Raw genomic sequence first — 25107 nt, 5'->3', positions numbered from 1 at the left:
TCCGTGGGTCAAAAAGTACATCCAATAGGACTACGTGTTGGTGTTATTCGTGACTGGGAGTCAAAGTGGTTCGCTGAGAAAGACTACGCTAACTTATTACACGAAGACATCAAAGTACGTAAATATATCGAAACTAAACTTAAAGATGCATCTGTATCTAAAGTAGAAATCGAACGCGCTGCAAATCGCGTAAACATCACTATTCACACTGCGAAACCAGGTATGGTTATCGGTAAAGGTGGTACGGAAGTTGAAAACTTACGTAAACACTTAACTGAAGTAACTGGTAAACGTGTGCATATCAACATTATTGAAATCAAACGTGCAGATCTTGACGCTAAATTAGTAGCTGAAAACATCGCTCGTCAACTTGAGAACCGCGTATCATTCCGTCGTGCTCAAAAACAATCAATCCAACGCACAATGCGCGCTGGTGCAAAAGGTATTAAAACACAAGTATCTGGTCGTTTAGGTGGCGCTGATATCGCGCGTGCTGAACACTATAGTGAAGGAACTGTTCCGCTTCATACATTACGTGCTGACATTGATTACGCACATGCTGAAGCTGATACTACTTACGGTAAACTAGGCGTTAAAGTTTGGATCTACCGTGGTGAAGTCCTTCCTACTAAAAAGAACTCTGTGGAAGGAGGCAAATAATATGTTATTACCTAAACGCGTAAAATATCGTCGTGAACACCGTGGTAACATGCGTGGAGAAGCGAAGGGCGGTAAAGAAGTATCTTTTGGTGAGTTTGGCTTACAAGCTACAACAGCATCTTGGATTACAAACCGTCAAATCGAATCTGCTCGTATCGCAATGACTCGTTACATGAAACGTGGCGGTAAAGTTTGGATCAAAATCTTCCCACATAAGCCTTACACGAAAAAGCCTCTAGAAGTCCGAATGGGTTCTGGTAAAGGTTCTCCTGAAGGTTGGGTAGCAGTAGTAAAACCAGGAAAAGTAATGTTCGAAATTGCTGGTGTATCTGAAGAGGTGGCACGTGAAGCACTTCGTTTAGCATCACATAAACTTCCTGTTAAATGTAAAATTGTAAAACGTCAAGAAACTGGTGGTGAATCTAATGAAAGCTAATGAAATCCGTGACCTTGCCACTAATGAAATTGAATTAAAAGTAAAATCACTGAAAGAAGAGCTTTTCAACCTTCGCTTCCAATTGGCGACTGGTCAATTAGAAAACACAGCTCGCATCCGTGAAGTTCGCAAAGCGATTGCACGTATGAAAACTGTGATTCGTGAAAGAGAAATCAGTGCAAATAACTGATAAAGGAGGGTTTTAAGTATGACTGAGCGTAACCAACGCAAAGTTTACACGGGCCGTGTTGTTTCAGACAAAATGGATAAGACAATTTCTGTATTAGTTGAAACTCATAAAAAGCACAAGCTTTATGGCAAGCGTGTAAAATACTCGAAAAAGTTTAAAGCTCATGATGAGCTAAACACTGCGAATATCGGTGATATCGTACGTATCATGGAAACTCGCCCGCTATCAGCTACTAAACGCTTCCGTTTAGTTGAAGTTGTAGAAAAAGCGGTTATTATTTAATAACACATTTCGGAATAAAATATATTTCCGAAGGGAGGTAACCTAAGTGATTCAACAAGAAAGTCGTATGAAAGTTGCTGACAACTCAGGTGCACGTGAAGTTTTAACGATTAAAGTACTTGGAGGTTCTGGTCGTAAAACTGCAAACATCGGAGATATCGTTGTTTGTACAGTTAAGAAAGCAACACCAGGTGGCGTTGTCAAGAAAGGTGACGTTGTTAAGGCTGTTATCGTTCGCACAAAATCAGGTGCTCGTCGTAAAGACGGTACTTACATTAAATTTGATGAGAATGCTTGCGTAATTATCAAAGATGATAAATCACCACGCGGAACTCGTATTTTCGGACCAGTTGCACGTGAATTACGTGATGGCAACTTCATGAAAATCGTTTCTTTAGCTCCAGAAGTTCTTTAATTTCATGACAGTACCAATCAAGGAGGTGCGACACATAATGCATGTTAAAAAGGGCGACAAAGTAAAAGTAATTACTGGTAAAGACAAAGGTAAAGAAGGCGTAATCTTAGCTGCTTTCCCTAAACAAGACCGTGTTCTTGTTGAAGGTGTAAACATCGTTAAGAAACACGTTAAACCTAACCAACTTAACCCACAAGGTGGAATTGTATCTCAAGAAGCTGCAATCCACATTTCGAACGTAATGCTAATCGATCCTAAATCTGGCGAGCCGACTCGTGTAGGTATTGAGATCAAGGATGGCAAAAAAGTTCGTGTTGCAAAAAAATCAGGTGTAGTAATCGACTAATAAGTAAATTGAGAAGGGAGGTACACACATGAGCCGCCTAAAAGAAAAGTATTCAAATGAAGTTTCACCTGCTCTAATGAGCAAGTTCGAATATAAATCAGTAATGCAAGTTCCAAAAGTGGAGAAAATCGTAATCAACATGGGTGTTGGTGACGCTGTTCAAAACTCAAAAGCTCTTGATGTAGCTGTAGAAGAATTAACAATAATTACTGGTCAAAAACCAGTAGTAACTAAAGCGAAAAAATCTATCGCAGGTTTCCGTTTACGTGAAGGTCAAGCGATCGGTGCTAAAGTTACATTACGCGGTGAGCGTATGTATGAATTCCTGGATAAATTAATCTCTATCGCACTTCCACGTGTACGTGACTTCCGTGGTGTTTCTAAAAAAGCATTCGATGGTCGCGGTAACTATACATTAGGTGTTAAAGAGCAATTGATTTTCCCAGAAATCGATTACGATAAAGTTTCAAAAGTACGCGGTATGGACATCGTGATCGTAACTACTGCGAATTCTGACGAAGAAGCTCGCGAGTTATTAACACAGTTCGGTATGCCGTTCCAAAAGTAATAAAATAAGGAGGGCGAAGACGTGGCAAAAAAATCAATGATCGTTAAACAACAACGCACGCAAAAATTTAAAGTTCAAGAATATACACGTTGTGAACGCTGTGGCCGTCCACACTCTGTATACCGCAAATTTAAACTTTGCCGTATTTGTTTCCGTGAACTTGCATATAAGGGACAAATTCCTGGCGTTAAAAAAGCCAGCTGGTAATCCCCTAATTTGGGAAGGAGGTAAATTTTCATGACAATGACTGATCCGATTGCAGATATGCTTACACGCATTCGTAATGCGAACATGGTTCGTCACGAGAAGTTAGAAGTTCCTGCTTCTAACGTTAAGAAAGAGATCGCTGAAATTTTAAAGCGTGAAGGTTTCGTACGTGATGTAGAATATGTAGAAGACAACAAGCAAGGTATCATCCGTATTTTCTTAAAATATGGTAAAGAGAACGAGCGTGTTATCACTGGTCTTAAACGTATTTCTAAACCAGGTTTACGTGTATATGCTAAAACAAACGAAGTACCTAAAGTATTAAACGGTCTTGGTATCGCTTTAGTATCTACTTCAAACGGTTTATTAACTGACAAAGAAGCTCGCGCTAAACAAGTTGGCGGAGAAATCTTAGCATACATTTGGTAATTAGTAAGAAAAGAACGGAGGTGCAATATAAATGTCTCGCGTAGGTAAAAAAGTTATCGAGGTACCTGCTAACGTAACAATCGAAGTCGGTGCCGACAATCTTGTTACTGTTAAAGGTCCTAAAGGCGAATTAACTCGTCAATTCAACCAAGATATGAAAATCGAGCAAGAAGGCAACGCTTTATCAGTTGTTCGTCCTTCTGATTCTAAAGAACACCGTACAAACCACGGTACAACTCGTGCGTTACTAGCTAACATGGTAACAGGTGTTTCTGAAGGCTTCACTCGTACTCTAGAACTTGTCGGTGTAGGTTACCGTGCACAGTTACAAGGTACTAAGCTTGTACTAAACGTTGGTTACTCTCACCCAGTTGAGTTTACACCTGAGCAAGGTTTAGAGGTCGAAGTTCCTTCGAACACGAAGATCATCGTTAAAGGTATTTCTAAAGAGCGTGTTGGTGCATTAGCATCTAACATCCGTGACGTACGTCCACCAGAGCCATACAAAGGTAAAGGGATCCGTTACGAAGGTGAATTCGTTCGCCGTAAAGAAGGTAAAACAGGTAAATAATGCGGCATAAACCGCATTAATTTTTGAAAGGAGTGACCACTGTGATTACGAAACAAGATAAAAATCAAGTTCGTAAAAAACGTCATGGGCGTGTTCGTTCTAAAATTTCGGGTACTGCACAACGTCCACGTTTAAACGTATTCCGTTCTAACAAGAACATCTATGCACAACTAATCGATGACGTAGCTGGCGTAACTTTAGTTTCTGCTAATACTCAAGAAAAAGCTTTCGAAGGTATGGGCGCAAACGTAGAAGCTGCTGCTAAAATCGGTGAAACAATCGCTAAACGCGCTGCTGAAAAAAATATTACTACAGTAGTATTTGACCGTAGCGGTTACTTATATCACGGACGTGTAAAAGCTTTAGCTGAAGCTGCACGTGAAAACGGCTTAGAATTTTAATAAGAAGGAGGGACATACTTCATGAGTCGCATTGACGCAAACAAATTAGAACTTGAAGAACGCGTAGTTACAATTAACCGTGTTGCTAAAGTTGTTAAAGGTGGTCGTCGCTTCCGCTTCTCTGCTCTAGTAGTAGTAGGAGATAAAAATGGTCATGTAGGATTTGGTACTGGTAAAGCCCAAGAGGTTCCAGATGCAATCCGTAAGGCTGTTGAAGACGCGAAGAAAAACTTAATCGAAGTACCACGCGTGGGTGGAACTACTCCACACTTAGTGCAAGGTCGCTTCGGTGCAGGTTCAATCTTAATCAAACCTGCAGCTCCTGGTACAGGAGTTATCGCTGGTGGTCCAGTACGTGCCGTACTTGAACTAGCTGGTATTACTGATATTCTTTCAAAATCTCTTGGTTCAAACACACCAATCAACATGGTGCGTGCAACTGTAGCAGGTTTAACTGAATTAAAACGCGTAGAAGAAGTTGCAAAACTACGTGGTAAATCAGTGGAAGAGTTATTAGGATAAGGGGGGGAATTATAATGGCTAAATTACAAATTACCCTTAATAAATCTGTCATCGGTACTAAACCAAACCAACGTAAAGTTGTTGAGGCTTTAGGATTACGTAAATTAAACCAAACTGTGGAACAAGCTGATAACGCTGCAATCCGCGGGATGATTACAAAAGTAGCTCACTTAGTTACTGTTAAAGAAATTTAATTTCAATTATACGAACAAGGAGGTGCCACCCAAATGAAACTTCATGAGTTAAAACCAGCAGAAGGTTCACGTAAAGTACGTAACCGCGTTGGTCGTGGTATCGGTTCTGGTAACGGTAAAACTTCTGGTAAAGGTCATAAAGGTCAAAACGCTCGTTCTGGCGGCGGCGTTCGCCCAGGATTTGAGGGGGGTCAAAACCCACTTTTCCGTCGTTTACCTAAACGTGGCTTTACGAACATTAACCGTAAAGAATACGCTATCGTTAACCTTGACGCGTTAAACCGTTTTGAAGATGGTGCAGAAGTAACACCTGCATTATTATTAGAAACTGGTATCGTGAGCAACGAAAAAGCTGGAATCAAAATTCTAGGTCATGGTACGTTAAGCGTTAAGCTTAATGTTAAGGCTCACAAATTCTCTGCTTCTGCTAAAGAAGCAATTGAGAACGCTGGCGGAACAACTGAGGTGATCTAATGTTTCAGACAATCTCTAACTTTATGCGCGTTCGAGATATACGAAATAAAATCATCTTCACACTTTTAATGTTAATCATTTTTCGTCTCGGAACATTCATTCCGGTACCAAATGTTAACGCAGATGTATTAAAGGCAACTGATGAGTTCAGCTTAGTAGGTTTCCTTAATACGTTTGGCGGTGGTGCATTGGCAAACTTCTCAATCTTTGCGATGGGGATTATGCCGTACATCACAGCCTCAATTATTGTTCAGTTACTTCAAATGGATGTAGTTCCTAAGTTTGCAGAATGGGCGAAACAAGGTGATGTAGGTCGACGCAAGTTGGCTCAATTCACTCGTTATTTCACGATTGTATTAGCATTCATTCAATCTTTCGCAATGAGCTTTGGGTTTAACCAATTTTATGGCGGATCATTGATTACGGATACTAGTATTCAATCATACTTAACGATTTCAATCGTATTAACTGCAGGTACAGCATTCATATTGTGGTTATCTGAACAAATTACTGCATATGGTGTTGGTAATGGTATTTCTATCATTATCTTCGCTGGTATCGTAGCTGCGATTCCTAACGCAGTAAACCAAATCTATGCACAACAAATTGATGGGGCTGGCGAGCAATTGTTTATCAATATTGCCATTTTAGTTCTATTAGTTCTAGTGCTGCTTGCTGTTGTCGTTGGAGTTATTTATATTCAACAAGCGTTGCGTAAAATTCCAATCCAATATGCAAAACGAGTTGCTGGGAATTCACCTAAAGTTGGTGCACAGCAAACGCATTTACCGTTAAAAGTAAATGCTGCAGGGGTTATTCCGGTAATCTTTGCGGTTGCGTTTATTGTTACACCTCAAACTTTAGCAACATTCTTTGGAGATAATAATGTAACAGCGTTTATTACGAACACGTTTGACTATACTAAACCTGTTGGTATGTTAATCTATGTTGCTTTAATTATCGCCTTCACATACTTCTATGCTTTCATTCAGGTGAATCCGGAAAATGTGGCAGACAACTTGAAAAAGCAAGGTGCCTATATCCCGGGTATTCGCCCAGGTAATGACACTCAAGCTTACTTAACAAAAGTTCTTTATCGTTTAACATTAGTTGGTGCTTTATTCTTAGTAGTTATTTCAGTAATGCCGATTTTATTCATTAACTTCATGAACCTGCCAGCTTCGGCTCAAATCGGGGGAACAAGTATGATTATCGTAGTCGGTGTTGCACTTGAAACAATGAAACAGTTAGAGTCTCAATTAGTGAAGCGTCATTATAAAGGCTTTATGAAATAATGCAGGTTTAGGAAACATTCTCGTTTCCTTACCGGCTTATGCTATAAAGGGGAGTATTACGTATGAATATCGTTTTAATGGGTCTTCCAGGTGCCGGTAAAGGTACTCAGGCTGACAAAATTGTTGAGAAGTACGCAATCCCTCATATTTCTACAGGCGATATGTTCCGTGCCGCTATTAAAGAAGGTACAGAATTAGGTTTACAGGCCAAAGCGTTTATGGATCAAGGTGCATTAGTACCTGATGAAGTAACGATTGGTATTGTTCGTGAACGTCTTTCACAACCAGACTGCGAAAAAGGTTTCTTATTAGACGGATTCCCGCGTACAGTTCCTCAAGCTGAAGCTTTAGACAGCATCCTTGAAGAATTAGGACGCCCAGTTGAGCATACAATTAATGTTCAAGTTGAAAAAGAAGAATTAATCGCACGTTTAAGTGGTCGTCGTATTTGTAAGACTTGTGGTACATCATATCATTTAGTGTTTAATCCTCCAAAAGTGGATGGCATTTGTGATAAAGATGGAGGCGAGTTGTACACGCGTGCAGATGATAATCCTGAAACTGTTACAAACCGTCTGGAAGTAAATATGAACCAAGCACAACCTTTACTTGATTTCTATAAAGCAAAGGGAGTACTTACAAATATTAATGGACAGCAAGAAATTTCAAAAGTATTTGCTGATCTTGATGCTCTATTGCAGAGCAGCCGCAGCTGATATCCGTCCGGGCGCTAGACAGCTTCCGCGGTAGTCATGCGGAGGCAACAACGAAACATAATTTTTTGAGAGTTGCAAAAGCATATTGTGCCCGGTATATACTATAAAGGTTGAGCACTAAATTAGTGTGATGACATCTTTGTAACGTATAATGGGTTTCGTGGAAGCATCTGTGTAACGGGTATGAATCTCTCATCAAGACATTCCGGCTATCGTGTTAACATAAGGATGCGGTTCCTTATAGGATACTGTTTCCATGGATTGTGTGAAGCGAAACCAGACGAGCGTCTTATTCTACATCTCTCATGCAATCCAAACCATATGTTGAAACGAGTTGCTTCTTAATTAGGAGAAACAGTTGCAAGAGCTCGCATGAGTTTTTTGATATAAGCATATAGAAGGGAGTCGAGAAGATGGCGAAAGACGATGTAATTGAAGTCGAAGGGACAGTTCTTGAGACTTTGCCAAACGCGATGTTTAAGGTAGAATTAGAAAATGGGCACACTGTGCTTGCACACGTATCTGGAAAGATCCGTATGCACTTTATCCGTATCCTACCTGGAGATAAGGTTACTATTGAGTTATCTCCTTATGATTTAACTCGCGGTCGTATCACATACCGTTTTAAATAATCTTTTGCACTCCGGACTATTAAGGAGGTTAGGTTAGATGAAAGTGAGACCATCTGTGAAACCGATCTGCGAAAAATGTAAAGTAATTCGCCGACGCGGTAAAGTAATGGTAATCTGTGAAAATCCTAAACACAAACAAAAACAAGGATAATTAATCAAGGAGGTGCACTAACGAATGGCACGTATTGCTGGTGTTGATATTCCTCGCGACAAACGCGTTGTAATTTCATTAACATACATTTACGGTATTGGTAAAACTACTTCTCAAAAAGTATTAGCAGGTGCAGGTATTGACGAAAATACTCGCGTTAAAGACTTAACAGAAGATCAATTAAACCAAATTCGTGAACAATTAGATTCATACAAAACTGAAGGTGACTTACGTCGTGAAGTTTCTTTAAACATCAAACGTTTAATGGAAATTGCTTCAAACCGTGGTATCCGTCACCGTCGTGGTTTACCTGTTCGTGGTCAAAATACGAAAAACAATGCGCGTACGCGTAAAGGTCCACGTAAGACTGTAGCGAACAAGAAAAAATAATTAAGTAAAGGAGGTTCCTTCTTAACATGGCTCGTAAACAACAAACTCGTAAACGTCGTGTGAAAAAGAACATCGAATCTGGTGTTGCTCACATCCGTTCTACATTCAACAATACAATCGTAACGATCACTGATATGCAAGGTAACGCATTATCTTGGTCTTCAGCTGGTGCTTTAGGTTTCCGTGGTTCACGTAAATCAACTCCATTCGCAGCTCAAATGGCTGCTGAAACAGCTGCAAAAACTTCAATGGAACATGGTTTAAAAAACATTGAAGTAACAGTTAAAGGTCCTGGTTCAGGTCGTGAAGCTGCAGTACGTGCACTTCAAGCTGCTGGATTAGAAGTAACTGCTATTAAAGACGTTACTCCAGTTCCTCATAACGGTTGCCGTCCGCCAAAACGTCGTCGTGTGTAATGGGTGCAGCTTAGAAGTATAATTACTTCTACGTACATCATGTTACTTTGTACAAAAGTCTTGTGCATTTTATAGTCTAACTCAGATTAACAACTTGATGATAAGAACCTATACATTAGATGTTTTGAAGGAGGGTAAATTGGAATGATCGAAATTGAAAAACCAAAGATTGAAACAGTGGAGATTAGCGAAGATGCCAAATACGGCAAGTTTGTTGTAGAACCGCTTGAACGCGGTTATGGTAATACTTTGGGGAATTCTCTACGTCGTATCCTTCTGTCTTCATTACCTGGAGCTGCTGTTACGTCAATTCAAATTGACGGCGTATTACACGAATTCTCAACTGTAGAAGGCGTTGTAGAAGATGTCGCTTCGATTATCTTAAACGTGAAAAAGCTAGCTTTAAAAATCTACTCTGACGAAGAAAAAGTTATTGAGATTGATGTAAAAGGTGACGGAACGGTTACTGCAGCTGACATTACACATGACAGTGATGTAGAAATTTTAAACCCAGATCTATATATCGCAACAATCGCTAAGAACGGTCATTTACGTATGCGTATGTACGCACAGCGTGGCCGTGGTTATACTCCTGCTGATCAAAACAAACGTGAGGATCTTCCTATCGGCGTGATCCCGATCGACTCTATTTACACTCCAGTTTCACGCGTCAACTTCCAAGTAGAGAACACTCGTGTTGGACAAAATTCTGACTACGACAAGTTATCACTTGATGTATGGACAGATGGAAGCATCGGTCCTAAAGAGGCGATTTCACTTGGAGCGAAAATTTTAACTGAACACTTAAATATCTTCGTTGGCATGACGAACGAGGCACAAACTGCTGAAATCATGGTCGAAAAAGAAGAAGACCAAAAAGAAAAAGTATTAGAGATGACTATCGAAGAACTTGATCTTTCTGTTCGTTCTTACAACTGCTTGAAGCGTGCTGGTATCAATACGGTACTAGAATTAGCTAACAAGTCAGAAGACGATATGATGAAAGTACGTAATCTTGGTCGTAAGTCTCTTGAAGAAGTTAAGCATAAGTTAGAAGAGCTTGGTTTAGGATTGCGTAAAGAAGACTAAGCGAAAAATTATAAAATTTAGCTAGATCAGATATATTTAAAAGGAGGGAAACGTCCATGGGTTACAGAAAACTTGGTCGTACAAGTTCTCAACGTAAAGCATTATTACGCGACTTAGCTACTGATTTAATCATCAACGAGCGCATCGAAACTACTGAAGCGCGCGCTAAAGAAACTCGTAAAGCTGTTGAGAAAATGATTACTTTAGGTAAACGCGGAGATTTACATGCTCGTCGTCAGGCAGCAGCATTCATCCGTCGTGAGCTAGTAACAGTTGGAGAAGGCGAAGAAGAAAAAACTGTTTTTGCACTTCAAAAATTATTTGACGATATCGCACCTCGTTATGCGGAGCGTCAAGGTGGTTACACTCGTATTCTTAAAGTAGGTCCTCGTCGTGGAGACGGCGCACCAGTAGTAGTTATCGAATTAGTTTAATTCTTAATAACATACAGGTGGAAAAGGGGTGTCCGGTTCACCGGTTGAACCCGCACCCCTTTTTTATATAAACAAAATTGATTTATACGACATAATTAAGCTGAGCGTTATGATGAGCGGGGTAGTAAATACTGGCGTCTCGTTTAGCTCTCCGCACCTCATTCAACGGATTCTCGGGCTTGAGCACCCGCGAATTTTGTAAATGTAACGACAAGCGCATTTCTCTGAATGAGGTGCGCGCTTTTTTATTTATGGAATGAAGGGTTGAGCCCCTAAATTCCCAATACATATGCAAACATAAAGTACGTTTAAAGAGGTGGCCGTTCGCGCAAAACTTGTTTGAAAACGTGCTTTATTTTTATATAGGTATCATTTCCTGGGAAATTTAAACTGACTACTAATATGTCATACAATAGCGAAGCAGAGGGGAGATTAGCTGCGCATGAGTGAAATTTTATCATTTAATCAAGTAACCTACTCCTATACACCGGAAGAGCCTCATACACGCAATGCAGTAGAGGATGTTTCTTTTACGATCAATAAAGGGGAATGGATTACGATTGTCGGCCATAACGGTTCCGGAAAATCGACAATGGCTAAATTGATGAGTGGCTTACTAATGCCACAGCAAGGGGAAATCCGGATTAAACGTGAAATCCTCACAGAAGAAAATATATGGGATATTCGATCACAGATTGGGATAGTCTTTCAAAATCCGGACAATCAGTTTGTAGGGGCTACTGTGCAGGATGATGTAGCTTTCTCGCTGGAAAACAACGGTGTTCCGCATGAAGAGATGGTTAAACGTGTGCAAAATGCACTGAGACAAGTAAAGATGGAAGACTTTATCAACCACGAGCCTCATCATTTATCAGGCGGACAAAAGCAGCGTGTTGCCATTGCAGGGGCATTAGCGATGCATCCGCAAATATTAATATTGGATGAAGCGACATCGATGCTGGATCCTCAAGGCCGTGAAGAAGTGTTAACAATCGTGGAAGCATTGCGTAAAGAAATTGAACTTACGGTACTCGCGATAACTCATGATCTCGAAGAAGCATTATTGGCCGATCGCATTATTTTTATGAATGCAGGAAAAAAATACGCTGAGGGAACGCCGGAAGAGATTTTTGCTTTAGGTGATGATCTCGTACAGTTTGGTTTGGATATGCCGTTTGCGATGAAAATGACGAAGCTGTTGCAAGCACAAGGTGTACAACTTGTAGGACAACATATGACAGAAGAAGAGCTGGTGAATGACTTATGGACATCCAACTTCAACAAGTAAGCTATGCCTATGCAAAAGGCACTCCATTTGAAAAGCAAGCTTTACATGAGGTTGACTTAACAATTAAAAGTGGAACATTTCAGGCGATTATCGGACATACAGGTTCTGGGAAATCAACAATCCTCCTTCACTTTAATGGATTATTAAAACCTTCGAGCGGTACAGTGAAAATCGGGGACCGAATCATTGAAGCCGGAAAAAAGGCAAAAGATTTAAAAACAGTGCGTCAAAAAGTAGGCATCGTGTTCCAGTTTCCTGAGCACCAACTTTTTGAGGAAACCGTATTAAAGGATATTATGTTTGGTCCGATGAATTTTGGGGTGTCTGAAGAAGAAGCGGAAAAACGAGCCCGTGAGCTGATTTCGTTAGTAGGGTTGCCGGAAGAAATATTGGACAAATCCCCATTTGACCTATCAGGTGGACAGATGCGCCGTGTTGCCATTGCGGGTGTACTGGCAATGGATCCTGAAGTAATCGTTTTGGATGAGCCAACAGCGGGTCTTGATCCACGTGGTCAAAAGGAAATTATGGACTTATTTTATACGCTACATAAAGAGCGCGGTTTAACAACGATACTTGTAACACATAGTATGGAAGATGCAGCACGCTATGCGGATTCGGTTGCGATTATGCATGAAGGACGGTGTGTGTTAACTGGAGATCCGCGTACGATTTTCAGCGATCGTCAAACGCTTGCCCAATTCCGTCTGGAGCCGCCACGTATTGTTCGTTTTCAGCATCAGGTGGAGAAGATGATGGGTAAAACGTTAGCAAAAGTATGCTTAACTGAAGAAGAGCTTGCCGTAGAAATAGGACAGGCCATTCCAAAGGGGCGTGAACAGCAATGATGGAAAAAATGATTTTTGGGCGCTATATACCAGGGAATTCATTTGTGCATAAGCTCGATCCGCGCTCAAAGCTGCTTTTTGTTTTTGCATTTATTATCGTAGTCTTTTTTGCCAATAATGTGGTAACCTATGCGATGCTTTTGGCGTTTACATTACTCGTTATTTTACTGTCGAGAATACGCCTTTATTTTTTAATCAACGGCTTAAAACCTGTCATATTCTTAATGCTCTTTACTTTGATTTTGCATTTGTTTATGACGAGGGAAGGACCTGTATTAGTTGATCTTGGCTTTATGAAAATATATGAAGAAGGCTTACGACAAGGGATGTTCATATCAATGCGCTTTTTAATGCTAGTATTTATGACATCGATCTTAACGTTAACGACTTCCCCTATTTCAATTACGGATGGTCTGGAAGTACTGCTCGATCCGTTTAAAAAGGTAAAGCTGCCTGTTCATGAGCTTGCACTAATGATGTCGATTTCTTTACGTTTCATTCCAACATTAATGGATGAGACAGATAAAATTATGAAAGCACAGATGGCTCGCGGTTCAGATTTAAGTGCAGGACCAATTAAAGATCGTCTAAAGGCGGTCGTGCCATTGTTAGTACCGCTCTTTGTCAGTGCATTTAAACGAGCGGAAGATTTAGCCACTGCAATGGAAGTGCGCGGCTACCGTGGAGGCGAAGGGCGTACGAAATACCGTCAGCTAAAGTGGATGGTTAGAGATACAGCTATTTTAGTTGTACTTGTATTATTGGGCGTCCTGTTATGGATGCTGCGCAGTTAGAGGAGTAAAGATATGGTGAGATTAAAAGCAACGATTAGCTATGACGGTACCGGCTTTGCTGGCTATCAGGTGCAGCCGGGTGAACGTACAGTACAGCTTGAAATCGAAAAAGTATTAACAACAATGCAAAAAGGGACACAAGTTAAAATTACAGCAAGTGGCCGTACAGATGCGCGTGTCCATGCAACGGGTCAGGTTATACATTTTGATACAGCTCTAGAGATTCCGCCCGAGAAATTTCAAAAGGCATTAAATGTCCAATTGCCGCGTGATATTCGTGTACTCCACATGGAGCAAGTAAAGGAAGACTTTCATGCCCGCTATGATGTATCAGGCAAGCGTTACCGATATATTTGGGATTGCAGCACTGTTCAAAGCCCATTTAGAAGGCATTATACAGTCGAGACAAGTGGAATTAAGCCGAATGTAGAAGCAATGCGTGAAGCCGCACAAGCAATTGTCGGGACACATGACTTCAGCTGTTTCTGCGCGGCGAATACGAGTGTTGTAGACAAAGTACGTACGGTTGAAACGCTGGAACTTGTCTGGCAAGGGGAAGAGCTGCATATGACAATTAGCGGCAACGGCTTTTTATATAATATGGTGCGGATCATTGCAGGTACATTATGGGAAGTTGGCATTGGACGAAGAGAAGCTTCTTCATTAGAAAAGACGATTGCTTCGATGGACCGTGCACAAGCAGGTAAAACAGCACCAGCACATGGTCTTTATTTAGAACAAGTTTTTTATCAAGATTTGTGATTTTTTTTGAAAAACTTTTCCGTTTCTCTATAAAATCCGAGAGAAATCGGCTTGTGAAAAGGGTTAACAACCTCTCCAGGTGTTCAATTAAATATCTTGACTTTAAACGCGATCCAGTATATGATGATGTATGGTATTTTCATTACCACCACAAAAATAAGCCCCGAAACTTATAAAGTGTATATAATGAAAAATAACGGTAATTCATATCGATTAGGAGGATACAAACATGCGCACAACTTTCATGGCTAAAGGTCAAGAAGTAGAACGTAAATGGTTAGTAGTTGACGCAGAAGGCCAAACGTTAGGTCGTTTAGCTTCTGAAGTAGCTTCTATCTTACGCGGTAAACATAAACCAACTTTCACACCAAACGTTGATACAGGAGATCATGTGATCATCATCAACGCTGATAAAATTGAGTTAACAGGTAACAAATTACAAAAGAAAATTTACTACCGTCACACTCAGTTCGCTGGTGGTTTAAAACAACGTACAGCTGGTGAAATGAAGGAAAAATACCCAACTCAAATGCTTGAATTAGCAATTAAAGGTATGCTTCCAAAGAACTCTTTAGGTCGTCAAATGTTCTCTAAATTGAACGTTTACACTGGTTCTGAACATCCACATGCTGCACAAAAACCAGAAGCTTACGAGTTACGTGGTTAATCAATAAACTATAATAGGAGGAAATAACTTTGGCACAAGTACAATACATCGGCACAGGTCGCCGTAAAAGCTCAACTGCTCGCGTACGTTTAGTACCAGGCGAAGGTAAAGTAGTAATCAACAACCGTGATGTTGCAGATTACCTACCATACGAAACTTTACACTTAATTATCAACCAACCATTAGTAGCTACAGAAACTAAAGGTTCATATGACGTTCACGTTAACGTAAACGGTGGTGGATTCACAGGTCAAGCTGGAGCAATCCGTCACGGTATCGCACGTGCATTATTACAAGTTGATCCAGACTTCCGCCCAGCTTTAAAATCAGCGGGTCTATTAACTCGTGATTCACGTATGAAAGAACGTAAAAAACCAGGTCTACGCGGCGCTCGTCGTGCACCTCAGTTCTCAAAACGTTAATCTTTACGATTACTATTTTGCGAAATTACAAAACCCTTTCTTGGAATTTTTCCGAGAAAGGGTTTTTTTTATTCATTGGCAAAGCCAAATGTTGAATGCAGTTTTCCTTTAATTTTTGTGAGAGGCAAATGATTTCCCCTTAGCCACGATTTAAAGTCAATGACTACAGGCAACGCATCTCCACCTAAAGCAAAAACACATTTACCTTCAGTTGGAACATAGCCAACCGTATGGAGAGTACCATCCCATGCTCCGTATTTTGTAGCAAAGACACCGTTTTCGATACCGTTCATTAATTTAAACGCATTTTCAAAAGCAAGTGGATTTGCCTGGGCATTCGAAATAATATGTTCGCGCGCTAATGAATCCTCTGTTCGGTAACGGTTTTCTTCTATCAGAACTTTAAAGTGATTCGTGCAGGCTGTTGCATCCCGAACGGCAATATTGCGCGGGGATGCTTCTACTGCCACCATCATTTGGTCTGCATCAAGTAATACATAATTAAATGAATGCTTATGGGGAATATTCTTTAGTAATGAAATGCCCTCTTCAACATTCGCGCAACGTTCCAATAATAGACGTCCAATCATATTGCACACAAAGCCATCCGCCCTGTTTTTCGTATTTACAAAGTTATAACCGACAACCAGCCCTTTTTCATTCATTCCATCCATACGTCCTGTAATTTGCATAGAAGGTCCGAGTGTCGCGTAGCCACCATCAGTTGGGGCATATAACACAAAACGCCCATCGTAAGTTTGGGGGTCATTGTCATAGTTGCGGATCATATAAGATAGGTTTGTCGTAATAGAGCAGCCGCTTTTTTTATGTGCTGCATAATAGCCTCCATAATGCAGTAAAGCCTGTTCTTCCTTATAACCAAGTGCATAAGTAAGACCTTCTATTTCCTCTTCAATTCCTGGACCGAACCGGGTTAAAAGTTGCTTAACATATGTTTTATCTATAGAAAACCTATGATCCAATTGTTTATAAAGTCTTTCTCTATTATAAAAAAGAGGCGAATTATTTAAGAGCTCTCCTTGGTAGACACCGAACTCATAATGCGATCCTCTAAATTGGATAATATCGCTCGTCACGTTTTTCATGATGTACTCCTTTAATGAATCTGTTTTTTTCATAGTAACGATTTTTAATGAACAAACAAAATAAAAGGATTTGAATAAAGTACTCTTCCTAAATACTTTAGTGGTAGTATTTTTGTATACATTAGTATACAATGGTATTCAAAAAGGATGGGGTTAAAAATATGAGGTCTGAAACCAGAGGGAGACATCGAGGCGAAGGAGAACATGGTAGTCGCCGTTCAAAGGGTGCACAAACATTCCGGCGCGGGCGTGCATTGGAGTTTTATCGCCAACTCGAAATGAAGCGCTCAACATTGAAACAACAGCTGGAGTCCTCGGAATTGAAATCGATTCATCCTGTCATTGCAGGGGAATTGAAAGCAACTGAAGCAATTATGAATGATTTTGTCGGCTTGTTTCAGCTGAATGAATTGTTGGAAGAAGCACAAGCAACAGAAGAGGAATAATTTTTCACAACATAAGGAAGTGAACTTGTTTAATGCAAGCAGTATGGAAACTCTCAAAATATATTAAGCCATATATATTATTTGCGATCATCGCTCCTGTAATGATGGTTATTGAGGTAAGTATGGATTTACTGCAGCCTACAATATTACAGCATATTATTGATGATGGGATCGCTCAAAATGATACGTCATATATTGTGAAAATGTTTGGCTTAATGATAGCGACATCCTTAATCGGCTTAATTGGCGGGATAGGGTGTTCGATTTATGCATCACGGACGGCCGTAAACTTTTCAACCGATCTACGGCAGGATTTATATGAAACGATTACGTATTTTTCAAATAGCAGTAAAGATAAATTTACGCTCGGAAAGCTTGTTACAAATTTAACGAGTGATATGGAAATGCTTCAGCGGGCATTGACGATGTTATTGAAAGTATTTGTCCGTGGACCAATGATGTTTATCGGGGCCATTGTCATTGTCTTTATTACAGCGCGCGAGCTATTTCCGATTTTATTGGTCGTGGTTCCGATTTTGGCATTTTGCATGTATTATTTTACGGCACTTTCAGGAAAGCTTTTTCATAAAGTGCAGAAGGTTGTCGATATGGTAAACACGAAAGTTCAGGAAAATTTGGCAGGTATTCGAGTCATTAAGGCATACAACAGGAAAAATCACCAAATTGAACAGTTTACCGAAGTGAATACACAGCTGATGAAACGCAGTATGGCAGCCGATCAAATTATAGGTGTACTCGCACCGCTTACGATGTTTGTCGTGAACTTAGGCATTGTAGCAGCACTTTGGATGGGTGCGATCAAAGTGGATAACAACACGTTGCAAGTAGGGGTTATTCTTGCCTTTATCAACTATTTAATGATGGTCATGCAGGGGCTGATGAGTTCATCAATGGTACTTGTACAGCTGGCACGTGCAATACCAAGCGCGGGGAGAATTGTAGAAGTGCTGGAAGAGAAAACAGACTTAACGAGCCCTTTAAAACCAGAGATAAAAGAAATTCAGGGAAGTATTAGTTTCGAAAATGTAAGCTTCTCCTATTTAAAAGAAACAGAATCCGTGTTGAAAAATATTAGCTTCCACGTGAATGCTGGAGAAACAGTCGGCATTATCGGAATGACAGGAAGCGGGAAATCGACATTAGTTAAAATGATTCCACGCCTGTTTGATCCTGACAGTGGCAGCGTAAAAATAGACGGAGTGCCAATTGGCAGCTATTCATTGGAACATTTACGACAGTCAATCGGTTTTTCCCCGCAAAAAGCCACATTGTTTTCGAAAACGATTGCCGACAACTTGCGCTACGGTAAATCCGATGCAACGTCAGAGGAAATTGTACAGGCATTGCAGTCAGCAAACGCAAAGGAATTTGTCGACAAGCTGGATGCAGGGACAGAATATTTGCTCACACAAGGGGCGACAAACTTGTCCGGTGGGCAAAAGCAGCGTTTGGCAATGGCGAGATCCTTTATCCGGAAACCGAGTATTTTAATTTTGGATGATGTGACAAGTGCGGTTGACAGTATTTCTGAAAAAACGATTCAACGGGCGATTGAAGAACAGTTCAGTGATGCTACAAAAGTGATTGTTTCGTCGAAAATCTCTTCTATTCGCCATGCCGATCAAATACTTGTAATGGACGACGGGAAAATTGCTGCACAAGGAACACATGAGCAACTATTGCTGGAAAGTATATTGTATCAAGAAATGGCAAAAACACAGGCAGAAAAAGGGGTGACCTTAAGTGAATAAACAACAAGGGGAACCGCCTGTACCAATGAGGCATCCAGGTGGGCGATTTACTGGTCCAGTTGTGAAGCCAAAAAATCAAAAGGAAACACTGCTTCGGATTTGGAGCTATTTACGTGTTCAAAAGGTAGAGCTGATCAGTGTCGTAATTTTCGTTATTATTAGTACACTATTAAGTTTAGTCGGACCATTTTTAATCGGAAAAACGATCGATGATTATATTGTGAAGCTCGATGTGCCTGGGGCGATTCGCATGGCACTTATTTTGGCAGGGGTCTATATCGCATCGTCCGTACTCACTTGGCTTCAAACATTTGTCATGATTCGTGTTTCACAGAAGACCATTCGCCGGTTGCGTCAACAGCTGTTTGAGCAGTACCAGTCACTGCCGCTCGCCTTTTATGATAAAAAACAGCAGGGCGATTTAATGAGCCGGATGACCAATGATATCGAAAATTTAAATGCGGCATTGTCCCAAAGTGTCATACAAATTGTTTCAAGTTTTTTAACGATTGTGGGGACGGCCTTTGCACTCTTTTATTTAGATTGGCGATTAGCACTAGTAACGCTCATTATTATTCCGCTTATCGTTTATGCGACAAAGCAGATTATTAAACGAAGCAGCGTGAACTATAAGGCACGTCAACGGGATCTGGGCAATTTAAATGGTTATATTGAGGAAACCATTTCGAATGCGGATATTATCACACTTTTCGGGCAGGAAAAATCAACGCTTGCTGAGTTCAAAGAAGCCAATGAGCAATTGCGCGGTTCAGCGATGCGAGCCGATATTATTTCAGGCTTCATGGGTCCGATCAATAACTTTATGAATAACTTTGGATTAAGCCTTGTTATTGGCGCAGGTGCCATTATGGCTGTCACAAGCGGACTGACAATCGGTGTAATTGCTTCATTCGTTACGTATACCCGTCAGTTTTTCCGGCCAATCAATCAGCTATCCAACCTGCTCAATACATTCCAATCCGCTATTGCGGGTTCAGAGCGTGTTTTTGAAGTGTTAGATGAAACAAAAGAAGTAGCGGATATCAAAAATGCAAAAGCGAAAGAACAGTTCAGTGGGGATGTAAAGTTCGAAAATGTTCAGTTTGCATATGAAACAGGCAAGCCTGTATTGCACGGAATTGATTTTGAAGCAAAAGCAGGAGAGACAGTTGCCATTGTTGGTCCGACTGGTTCCGGGAAGACAACAATTATTCAGCTGCTAACACGATTTTATGATGCGACAGGTGGCCGGATTTTATTGGACGGCGAACCAATTCAGCATTACAGAATGACGAACGTGCGCGACCATGTGGGTGTCGTGCTGCAGGATACTTATTTGTTTTCAGGAACCGTGCGTGAAAATATCCGTTTCGGCAAGCTTCATGCAACGGATGATGAAGTTGAACAAGCAGCAAAAATTGCGTATGCACATAATTTTATTAAGTATTTGCCTGAACAGTACGATACCGTGCTGACAAGCGGGGGCTTAAATTTAAGTCAGGGGCAGCGCCAGCTTATAGCGATTGCCCGTGCGATTCTAGAAGATCCGGACATTTTAATTTTAGATGAAGCAACTTCAAGTGTTGATACGATGACAGAAGTGCATATTCAGAAAGGCTTGAACAATTTGATGGAAGGGCGAACAAGCTTTGTCATTGCACACCGTCTTAAAACAATTGAAAATGCAGACAAGATCCTTGTCATTAAAGACGGTCAAATTTTAGAACAAGGAAATCATGATTCTTTAATGAATGAACAAGGTTTTTATGCAACATTACAACGTCAGCTCCAGTCTCAATGATAAGGCGAATATTCCGCCGTCCTTTTGCGTATAGTAGGCAAAAAGGACGGTGTTTTTTTTGAAACGTTGGCTTGCACTAATATTCGTAATTTTTTGTTCGATGCTTGTCGTTGTATATGAGACGAACGCATCCGACCGGCGATTTTTTTTACCCGAGCCATTAGGTGGGGTAAGAATTGTGTTAGATGCTGGTCATGGAGGAATTGATGGTGGTGCTTCAAATGGAGAGGTAATTGAAAAAGACGTGACACTGGCAATTACAAAAAAAGTAGCTCGTCAATTGACACGTTTAGGGGCGGAAGTAGTATTAACACGTTCAACGGATGGAGATGTTTTAAGTGAACATGCACCAAGTGAGACATTTCCAACACTTCGTGAGCGTAAAAAGCAGGACATTTTTCTACGTGAAACATTAGTGGAATCACATGAACCGGATCTGTTTATTACGATTCACGCAAATGCAATCCCAAATAGTAAATGGCGAGGGGCACAAGTGTTTTACCATCATACTGGACATGAGAAAAGTCAGGCGCTCGCACAGGCTGTACAACAATCAATTCGAGAGACAATGGAAAATACGGATCGCGAAGCACTGGCGATAAAAAATGTGTATTTATTAAAGAAGGTTGAAAAACCTGCTGTATTAGTAGAAACAGGATTTTTAAGTAATGAGGAAGAGCGAGATTTACTGGCAAATGACAGCTACCAGGAGAAAATGGCTTTTGCGATTGCGCGGGGCATTGAAAATTATATTCACGTAAAATACGAGTAGGCAACATGTAATAACAATACGAATCGATTATGATATACTAACAATGGAAATTTCATTCAGGGGAGTGTTTGATATGTTAAATGAGGAACAAGTCCGAGAACTGTTAGGAGAACTACAAGATCCGTTTTTACATAAATCACTAGCAGAAACTAAAGGTGTAACAAACGTTTCGATTAAAGCAGAAAAAGAGCATGTTAGTGTTCGTATTGCAATTGCAAAAACTAATACGCCTGAACAAATGACACTTCAAATGAAAATTGTTGAAGTGCTAAAAGAAAATGGCGCGGCTTCCGTTGGGATTCGTTTTGAAGAGTTACCTGCAGAAGTTCTGCAATCATTCCGTGGACAAGCGACGGAAGCAGAAGCTCAGGATATTTTATCACCTTTATCAAGCGTACAGTTTATCTCAATTGCATCAGGTAAAGGCGGAGTAGGGAAATCTACGGTATCTGTTAATATGGCTGTTGCATTAGCACGCCTAGGCAAAAAAGTCGGATTAATCGATGCTGATATTTATGGATTCTCTGTACCGGACATGATGGGTGTAACAGAAATGCCGGTCGTAAAAGAGGACCGTATTTACCCAGTGGAACGTCTTGGTGTAAAGGTCATCTCAATGGGATTCTTCGTTGAAAACAATGCACCTATCGTATGGCGCGGACCAATGCTTGGGAAAGTATTGGATCAGTTCTTCCGTGATGTCGAGTGGGGCGATTTAGACTACCTACTATTGGATTTACCACCAGGAACGGGAGACGTAGCACTGGATATTCACCAAATGCTGCCGTCTTCAAAAGAGATTGTTGTGACAACACCTCACCCGACAGCTGCTTTCGTAGCAGCCCGTGCAGGTGCGATGGCATTACAAACAAATCATGAAATCCTAGGTGTTATTGAGAATATGGCTTGGTATGAAAGCAAATCAGGCGAAAAAGAATTCGTATTTGGTCAAGGCGGCGGTCCGAAGCTAGCTGATGAACTGCGCACAAAATTACTTGGTCAAATTCCGCTAGGACAACCAGATTGGACAGAGGAAGACTTCGCACCTTCTGTATATGCAGAATCGCACCCAACAGGTAAAATCTATTTACAAATTGCTGAAGAAATTATTTCAGAATTAAATAAATAACAAAAAAACAACCAGTTGTCCCAATGAGACGACTGGTTGTTTTTTTATTAGCCTCCACCGCTGTCTTTCCCGCCGCCGCTTTCTTTCTCTGAGCCAGATCCGGATTCAGACCCCGAACCAGAACCCTTTTCGGAAGATGCTTCGCCGCTTTTCTTAATGAGCTCCTGCCATTTTGTCTGCATAAGCGGATTTTCGATTGTTTCCATTACGATTTTCTCCAGCTCTTTTCGCATAACAGCACCTTTCATGATGCTTTCAAGCTGTTTCTGCATATCTGGCTGACCGAAGAAAGACGTTAGAGATTCTTGGTAACTCGCGTCATTCAGTAGATTTTTCATTAAATCTTCCTGCTGATCCTGCATACTTTTTGCAAATGTTTCTTTAAATTTCGGGTCTTCGAATGTTTTAATCCAAAAATCCATTGCATCTTTTGATAACATTGTCTCTTCAGTCGCTTTTTTAACTTCTTCGGTATTTAAAATAAGCAACTCCCGAAAATTCTTATCTTCAAACATTTGGCGAATTGCTTTTTTCCCATCCTCTGTCTGAATGGCATCGACCATAATTTTCTTTACTTCATCATAAGATAATGTCGTCGATTTGGCATCATTACAACCGGCAAGGAGAATGAGGGAAAAGGCTAATATGATTAAACGTTTCACTTTTCTCACGTCCTTTCTTCATTTATGCGCTTTCGCTTATTGTTCACAATTTTACTGATTATATGTAACATCTTTTAAGAGAGGTCGCTTTTTTCAAATCAAATTGATAAAATATACAAGATATATTAAAAAATGGGGGAATTTGTTCGTGACGATACGAAACTGGGTGAAGTTTGCTTTTTGGGCATTAGTAATCGGTGGTTTAGTTAATGCAGTTGCCTCGTTAATTATTCGTTGGGACTTTTACCAGCCATACTTAGCGAATGGAGAAATCTCAGAATTTCTTGCTGCAGTAGTTTGGAATGTCGTATTAGGGATGACGATGAGTGTAATGGCACAAGCAGGCTTTTTCGCTTATTTAACATTACATCAAGTCGGGGTCAATATATTTAGATCATTAACACTTTGGAATTGGATTCAAATTTTATTAATAATAATTGTGCTTGCGGATATTATTGTTTTCCGTTTTGCACCAGGCGCAAATGCAGCAGGTGAATGGTTCATTTATGGCTTCTTACTTGCAGTGCTGGTCGGCGCGGCTATATGGACTGCGATAAAAAAAATCAAAATGACGCAAAAGCCGCATGTATTGATTTCGACATTGTTTTTCATGATTGTTATCACATCTTTGGAATGGATCATCGCATTGATGGGGAGACAGGATAATATTGATGTGTATGTCGCACTCTTATTATTCCCATTAGTAGCCGTTAATGCATACCAAATTTTAATGTTGCCAAAATACAACGCACAATCAGAAGAAGACCGTAAAAGATTGGAAGAGCGTCGTAAAGCGCGAAAAGAAACTACTAAAACGGCAAAAGCATAAAAAAAGGGCGATCACAGAAATGAAAAATTTCGTGGCAGCCCTTTTTTAGTTATATAGTAGATTCCCTTATATCAAGGGAAACGCTTTGTAGAAATTTCATAGCCAAATATATTTTGTTCAATTGATACAAATTTATGCGCTTTTATAAATTCATTAATGCCTTCAAAAGAAACTTCCTTATCTCGATGTAAAGGAATACTTACAAATGAACCTTCAGGAATTTTATTTTCTTCTATAGGAAATGTATAAGTTGGAGCAACGATGTTAATTCCCAGCTCATGCAAAGCTGATTGCATAGAAGTATCGACTTTGTAATCCGCTGTCGCAAACCAAAGCGGCTTTTTGTAAAATGTTTTTTCATAGATTGCGATTTGTTTTTTTAATAGGTTCTTATCTTCATATTGATCACTGCTTGAACCAAGCAATCCGACACGAATATTTTTTTCCCTCAGTATTTTTACTAATTCAGGACTTCGTAATAACCAGTCACTTTCAGCTAATATAAGCGGATATGGTTCACTTAGATTTGCGATCCAGTCCTCAAAACCTTTATGAGAATAACTTAACTCAATGATTAAGCTTTGCCCAAACTGACCTTTTGTAATGACTGCAGGGGCATCTGTTAGTTGAAATACAGGGGAAATACTATTTTTATCATCAAAATAAATAAAAACTAGAAATAAGCATAAAACCAGTGATACCAACGTTTTGTACATACCTTATTACCCACCTTCAATTAGTTTTAAACGCGGTTATATAAAAAACTTATGAAAAAGTGTTGACGGATATAACAAGGGGGTGATACTATAAGTAGGTCGCCAAGAGATGAAGCGGCAAACGAAACACAATGAACCTTGAAAACTGAACAAGCAACGTTAATGAAACAAGCTTCTTAAATGAAGCAAACAATAGATTTCAACTTCTAACGAAGTTGGATCGCTAGCAAAGCAAATGAGCTTTCAAACTACTTTTATGGAGAGTTTGATCCTGG

The 25107-nt window shown here is 40.3% G+C and carries 37 protein-coding genes; 34 read left to right on the top strand and 3 right to left on the bottom strand.

What is annotated here, in order from left to right; translation table 11 throughout:
* The first annotated feature begins 3 nt into the window (after nt 1-3).
* From rpsC to rpsI, 28 genes are all read left to right on the top strand, one after another.
* Nucleotides 4-660 (top strand): 30S ribosomal protein S3, encoded by a 657-nt coding sequence (rpsC, locus tag CBM15_RS12980; protein ID WP_008406961.1) that lies wholly within the window; start codon nt 4-6, stop codon nt 658-660.
* Between the two features lies 1 nt (nt 661).
* Nucleotides 662-1096 (top strand): 50S ribosomal protein L16, encoded by a 435-nt coding sequence (gene rplP, locus CBM15_RS12975; RefSeq protein ID WP_008406960.1) that lies wholly within the window; start codon nt 662-664, stop codon nt 1094-1096.
* A complete protein-coding gene (gene rpmC, locus CBM15_RS12970; RefSeq protein ID WP_008406958.1) occupies nt 1086-1286 on the top strand; it encodes a 50S ribosomal protein L29 in 201 nt (66 codons plus the stop codon). Before rplP ends, rpmC begins: the two co-directional genes overlap by 11 nt.
* 18 nt (nt 1287-1304) lie before the next feature.
* A complete protein-coding gene (gene rpsQ / locus CBM15_RS12965; protein WP_008406957.1) occupies nt 1305-1568 on the top strand; it encodes a 30S ribosomal protein S17 in 264 nt (87 codons plus the stop codon).
* A gap of 46 nt (nt 1569-1614) precedes the next feature.
* Nucleotides 1615-1983, top strand: coding sequence for a 50S ribosomal protein L14 (gene rplN, locus CBM15_RS12960; protein ID WP_008406955.1), 369 nt, complete (start codon nt 1615-1617; stop codon nt 1981-1983).
* Between the two features lie 37 nt (nt 1984-2020).
* The gene (gene rplX / locus CBM15_RS12955; protein WP_008406953.1) at nt 2021-2329 is read left to right on the top strand and encodes a 50S ribosomal protein L24; all 309 of its coding nucleotides are present in this window, start codon (nt 2021-2023) and stop codon (nt 2327-2329) included.
* Between the two features lie 28 nt (nt 2330-2357).
* Entirely contained in the window at nt 2358-2897 is a 540-nt protein-coding gene (gene rplE, locus CBM15_RS12950) for a 50S ribosomal protein L5 (RefSeq protein WP_008406951.1), read from the top strand.
* 21 nt (nt 2898-2918) lie between these two features.
* Nucleotides 2919-3104, top strand: coding sequence for a 30S ribosomal protein S14 (gene rpsN / locus CBM15_RS12945; RefSeq protein ID WP_008406949.1), 186 nt, complete (start codon nt 2919-2921; stop codon nt 3102-3104).
* Nucleotides 3105-3134: 30 nt separating this feature from the next.
* Nucleotides 3135-3533 (top strand): 30S ribosomal protein S8, encoded by a 399-nt coding sequence (gene rpsH / locus CBM15_RS12940; RefSeq protein WP_008406947.1) that lies wholly within the window; start codon nt 3135-3137, stop codon nt 3531-3533.
* A 31-nt stretch (nt 3534-3564) separates the two neighbouring features.
* Nucleotides 3565-4104, top strand: coding sequence for a 50S ribosomal protein L6 (gene rplF, locus CBM15_RS12935; protein ID WP_087617855.1), 540 nt, complete (start codon nt 3565-3567; stop codon nt 4102-4104).
* 41 nt (nt 4105-4145) lie between these two features.
* Complete coding sequence (rplR, locus tag CBM15_RS12930) at nt 4146-4505, top strand: 50S ribosomal protein L18 (RefSeq protein WP_008406944.1); 360 nt, start codon at nt 4146-4148, stop codon at nt 4503-4505.
* A gap of 21 nt (nt 4506-4526) precedes the next feature.
* Entirely contained in the window at nt 4527-5027 is a 501-nt protein-coding gene (gene rpsE, locus CBM15_RS12925) for a 30S ribosomal protein S5 (protein ID WP_008406937.1), read from the top strand.
* 14 nt (nt 5028-5041) lie between these two features.
* On the top strand, nt 5042-5221 hold the full coding sequence (gene rpmD / locus CBM15_RS12920; RefSeq protein ID WP_008406936.1) for a 50S ribosomal protein L30: 180 nt from the start codon (nt 5042-5044) through the stop codon (nt 5219-5221).
* 33 nt (nt 5222-5254) lie between these two features.
* On the top strand, nt 5255-5695 hold the full coding sequence (gene rplO / locus CBM15_RS12915; RefSeq protein ID WP_008406935.1) for a 50S ribosomal protein L15: 441 nt from the start codon (nt 5255-5257) through the stop codon (nt 5693-5695).
* On the top strand, nt 5695-6990 hold the full coding sequence (gene secY, locus CBM15_RS12910) for a preprotein translocase subunit SecY (RefSeq protein ID WP_087617854.1): 1296 nt from the start codon (nt 5695-5697) through the stop codon (nt 6988-6990). The genes rplO and secY overlap by 1 nt, the downstream gene beginning before the upstream one ends.
* Before the next feature lie 62 nt (nt 6991-7052).
* Nucleotides 7053-7706 (top strand): adenylate kinase, encoded by a 654-nt coding sequence (locus CBM15_RS12905; protein WP_087617853.1) that lies wholly within the window; start codon nt 7053-7055, stop codon nt 7704-7706.
* 413 nt (nt 7707-8119) lie between these two features.
* Complete coding sequence (gene infA, locus CBM15_RS12900; RefSeq protein ID WP_008406932.1) at nt 8120-8338, top strand: translation initiation factor IF-1; 219 nt, start codon at nt 8120-8122, stop codon at nt 8336-8338.
* Between the two features lie 37 nt (nt 8339-8375).
* The gene (rpmJ, locus tag CBM15_RS12895) at nt 8376-8489 is read left to right on the top strand and encodes a 50S ribosomal protein L36 (protein ID WP_000868344.1); all 114 of its coding nucleotides are present in this window, start codon (nt 8376-8378) and stop codon (nt 8487-8489) included.
* Between the two features lie 24 nt (nt 8490-8513).
* Nucleotides 8514-8879, top strand: coding sequence for a 30S ribosomal protein S13 (gene rpsM, locus CBM15_RS12890; RefSeq protein ID WP_008406720.1), 366 nt, complete (start codon nt 8514-8516; stop codon nt 8877-8879).
* A gap of 26 nt (nt 8880-8905) precedes the next feature.
* On the top strand, nt 8906-9295 hold the full coding sequence (rpsK, locus tag CBM15_RS12885) for a 30S ribosomal protein S11 (RefSeq protein ID WP_008406718.1): 390 nt from the start codon (nt 8906-8908) through the stop codon (nt 9293-9295).
* A 144-nt stretch (nt 9296-9439) separates the two neighbouring features.
* Nucleotides 9440-10384: a DNA-directed RNA polymerase subunit alpha gene (locus tag CBM15_RS12880; RefSeq protein ID WP_008406717.1), complete on the top strand. Its 945-nt coding sequence runs from the start codon at nt 9440-9442 to the stop codon at nt 10382-10384.
* Nucleotides 10385-10440: 56 nt separating this feature from the next.
* The gene (gene rplQ / locus CBM15_RS12875; protein WP_008406715.1) at nt 10441-10818 is read left to right on the top strand and encodes a 50S ribosomal protein L17; all 378 of its coding nucleotides are present in this window, start codon (nt 10441-10443) and stop codon (nt 10816-10818) included.
* Nucleotides 10819-11260: 442 nt separating this feature from the next.
* Nucleotides 11261-12106 (top strand): energy-coupling factor ABC transporter ATP-binding protein, encoded by an 846-nt coding sequence (locus CBM15_RS12870; RefSeq protein WP_087617852.1) that lies wholly within the window; start codon nt 11261-11263, stop codon nt 12104-12106.
* The gene (locus tag CBM15_RS12865; RefSeq protein ID WP_087617851.1) at nt 12082-12954 is read left to right on the top strand and encodes an energy-coupling factor ABC transporter ATP-binding protein; all 873 of its coding nucleotides are present in this window, start codon (nt 12082-12084) and stop codon (nt 12952-12954) included. Before CBM15_RS12870 ends, CBM15_RS12865 begins: the two co-directional genes overlap by 25 nt.
* Nucleotides 12951-13748 carry an energy-coupling factor transporter transmembrane component T family protein gene (locus CBM15_RS12860; RefSeq protein WP_087617850.1) on the top strand — a complete coding sequence of 266 codons (798 nt, stop codon included), beginning with the start codon at nt 12951-12953 and terminating at the stop codon, nt 13746-13748. The genes CBM15_RS12865 and CBM15_RS12860 overlap by 4 nt, the downstream gene beginning before the upstream one ends.
* Before the next feature lie 12 nt (nt 13749-13760).
* Nucleotides 13761-14510: a tRNA pseudouridine(38-40) synthase TruA gene (gene truA, locus CBM15_RS12855; protein ID WP_087617849.1), complete on the top strand. Its 750-nt coding sequence runs from the start codon at nt 13761-13763 to the stop codon at nt 14508-14510.
* Nucleotides 14511-14739: 229 nt separating this feature from the next.
* Complete coding sequence (gene rplM, locus CBM15_RS12850; RefSeq protein WP_008406709.1) at nt 14740-15177, top strand: 50S ribosomal protein L13; 438 nt, start codon at nt 14740-14742, stop codon at nt 15175-15177.
* Nucleotides 15178-15206: 29 nt separating this feature from the next.
* Nucleotides 15207-15599 carry a 30S ribosomal protein S9 gene (rpsI, locus tag CBM15_RS12845; protein ID WP_008406708.1) on the top strand — a complete coding sequence of 131 codons (393 nt, stop codon included), beginning with the start codon at nt 15207-15209 and terminating at the stop codon, nt 15597-15599.
* Between the two features lie 68 nt (nt 15600-15667).
* On the opposite strand, the gene CBM15_RS12840 is transcribed toward rpsI, so the two are convergent.
* Complete coding sequence (locus CBM15_RS12840) at nt 15668-16705, bottom strand: C45 family autoproteolytic acyltransferase/hydrolase (RefSeq protein WP_087617848.1); 1038 nt, start codon at nt 16703-16705, stop codon at nt 15668-15670.
* A 161-nt stretch (nt 16706-16866) separates the two neighbouring features.
* On the opposite strand from CBM15_RS12840, the gene CBM15_RS12835 reads away from it, so the two are divergent.
* The 5 genes from CBM15_RS12835 to CBM15_RS12815 all read left to right on the top strand — a co-directional run bounded on the left by CBM15_RS12835 (nt 16867) and on the right by CBM15_RS12815 (nt 22625).
* Complete coding sequence (locus CBM15_RS12835) at nt 16867-17151, top strand: hypothetical protein (RefSeq protein WP_008406705.1); 285 nt, start codon at nt 16867-16869, stop codon at nt 17149-17151.
* A gap of 32 nt (nt 17152-17183) precedes the next feature.
* Nucleotides 17184-18923 (top strand): ABC transporter ATP-binding protein, encoded by a 1740-nt coding sequence (locus CBM15_RS12830; protein WP_087617847.1) that lies wholly within the window; start codon nt 17184-17186, stop codon nt 18921-18923.
* The gene (locus tag CBM15_RS12825) at nt 18916-20724 is read left to right on the top strand and encodes an ABC transporter ATP-binding protein (protein ID WP_087617846.1); all 1809 of its coding nucleotides are present in this window, start codon (nt 18916-18918) and stop codon (nt 20722-20724) included. Before CBM15_RS12830 ends, CBM15_RS12825 begins: the two co-directional genes overlap by 8 nt.
* Nucleotides 20725-20782: 58 nt before the next feature.
* A complete protein-coding gene (locus CBM15_RS12820; RefSeq protein ID WP_087617845.1) occupies nt 20783-21496 on the top strand; it encodes an N-acetylmuramoyl-L-alanine amidase in 714 nt (237 codons plus the stop codon).
* A 73-nt stretch (nt 21497-21569) separates the two neighbouring features.
* Nucleotides 21570-22625: a P-loop NTPase gene (locus CBM15_RS12815; RefSeq protein WP_087617844.1), complete on the top strand. Its 1056-nt coding sequence runs from the start codon at nt 21570-21572 to the stop codon at nt 22623-22625.
* A gap of 47 nt (nt 22626-22672) precedes the next feature.
* Here CBM15_RS12815 and gerD read toward each other — a convergent pair whose 3' ends face one another.
* Nucleotides 22673-23287, bottom strand: coding sequence for a spore germination lipoprotein GerD (gene gerD / locus CBM15_RS12810; protein ID WP_193433796.1), 615 nt, complete (start codon nt 23285-23287; stop codon nt 22673-22675).
* 148 nt (nt 23288-23435) lie between these two features.
* Between gerD and CBM15_RS12805 the strand changes: the two genes are divergently transcribed.
* A complete protein-coding gene (locus CBM15_RS12805) occupies nt 23436-24116 on the top strand; it encodes a KinB-signaling pathway activation protein (protein ID WP_087617842.1) in 681 nt (226 codons plus the stop codon).
* A gap of 71 nt (nt 24117-24187) precedes the next feature.
* Here CBM15_RS12805 and CBM15_RS12800 read toward each other — a convergent pair whose 3' ends face one another.
* Complete coding sequence (locus tag CBM15_RS12800) at nt 24188-24832, bottom strand: hypothetical protein (protein WP_087617841.1); 645 nt, start codon at nt 24830-24832, stop codon at nt 24188-24190.
* Between the last annotated feature and the right edge of the window lie 275 nt (nt 24833-25107).

It is taken from the genome of Solibacillus kalamii (assembly GCF_002174535.1).
Taxonomy (GTDB): domain Bacteria; phylum Bacillota; class Bacilli; order Bacillales_A; family Planococcaceae; genus Solibacillus; species Solibacillus silvestris.
This window is presented reverse-complemented; position numbering and strand designations above follow the sequence as displayed.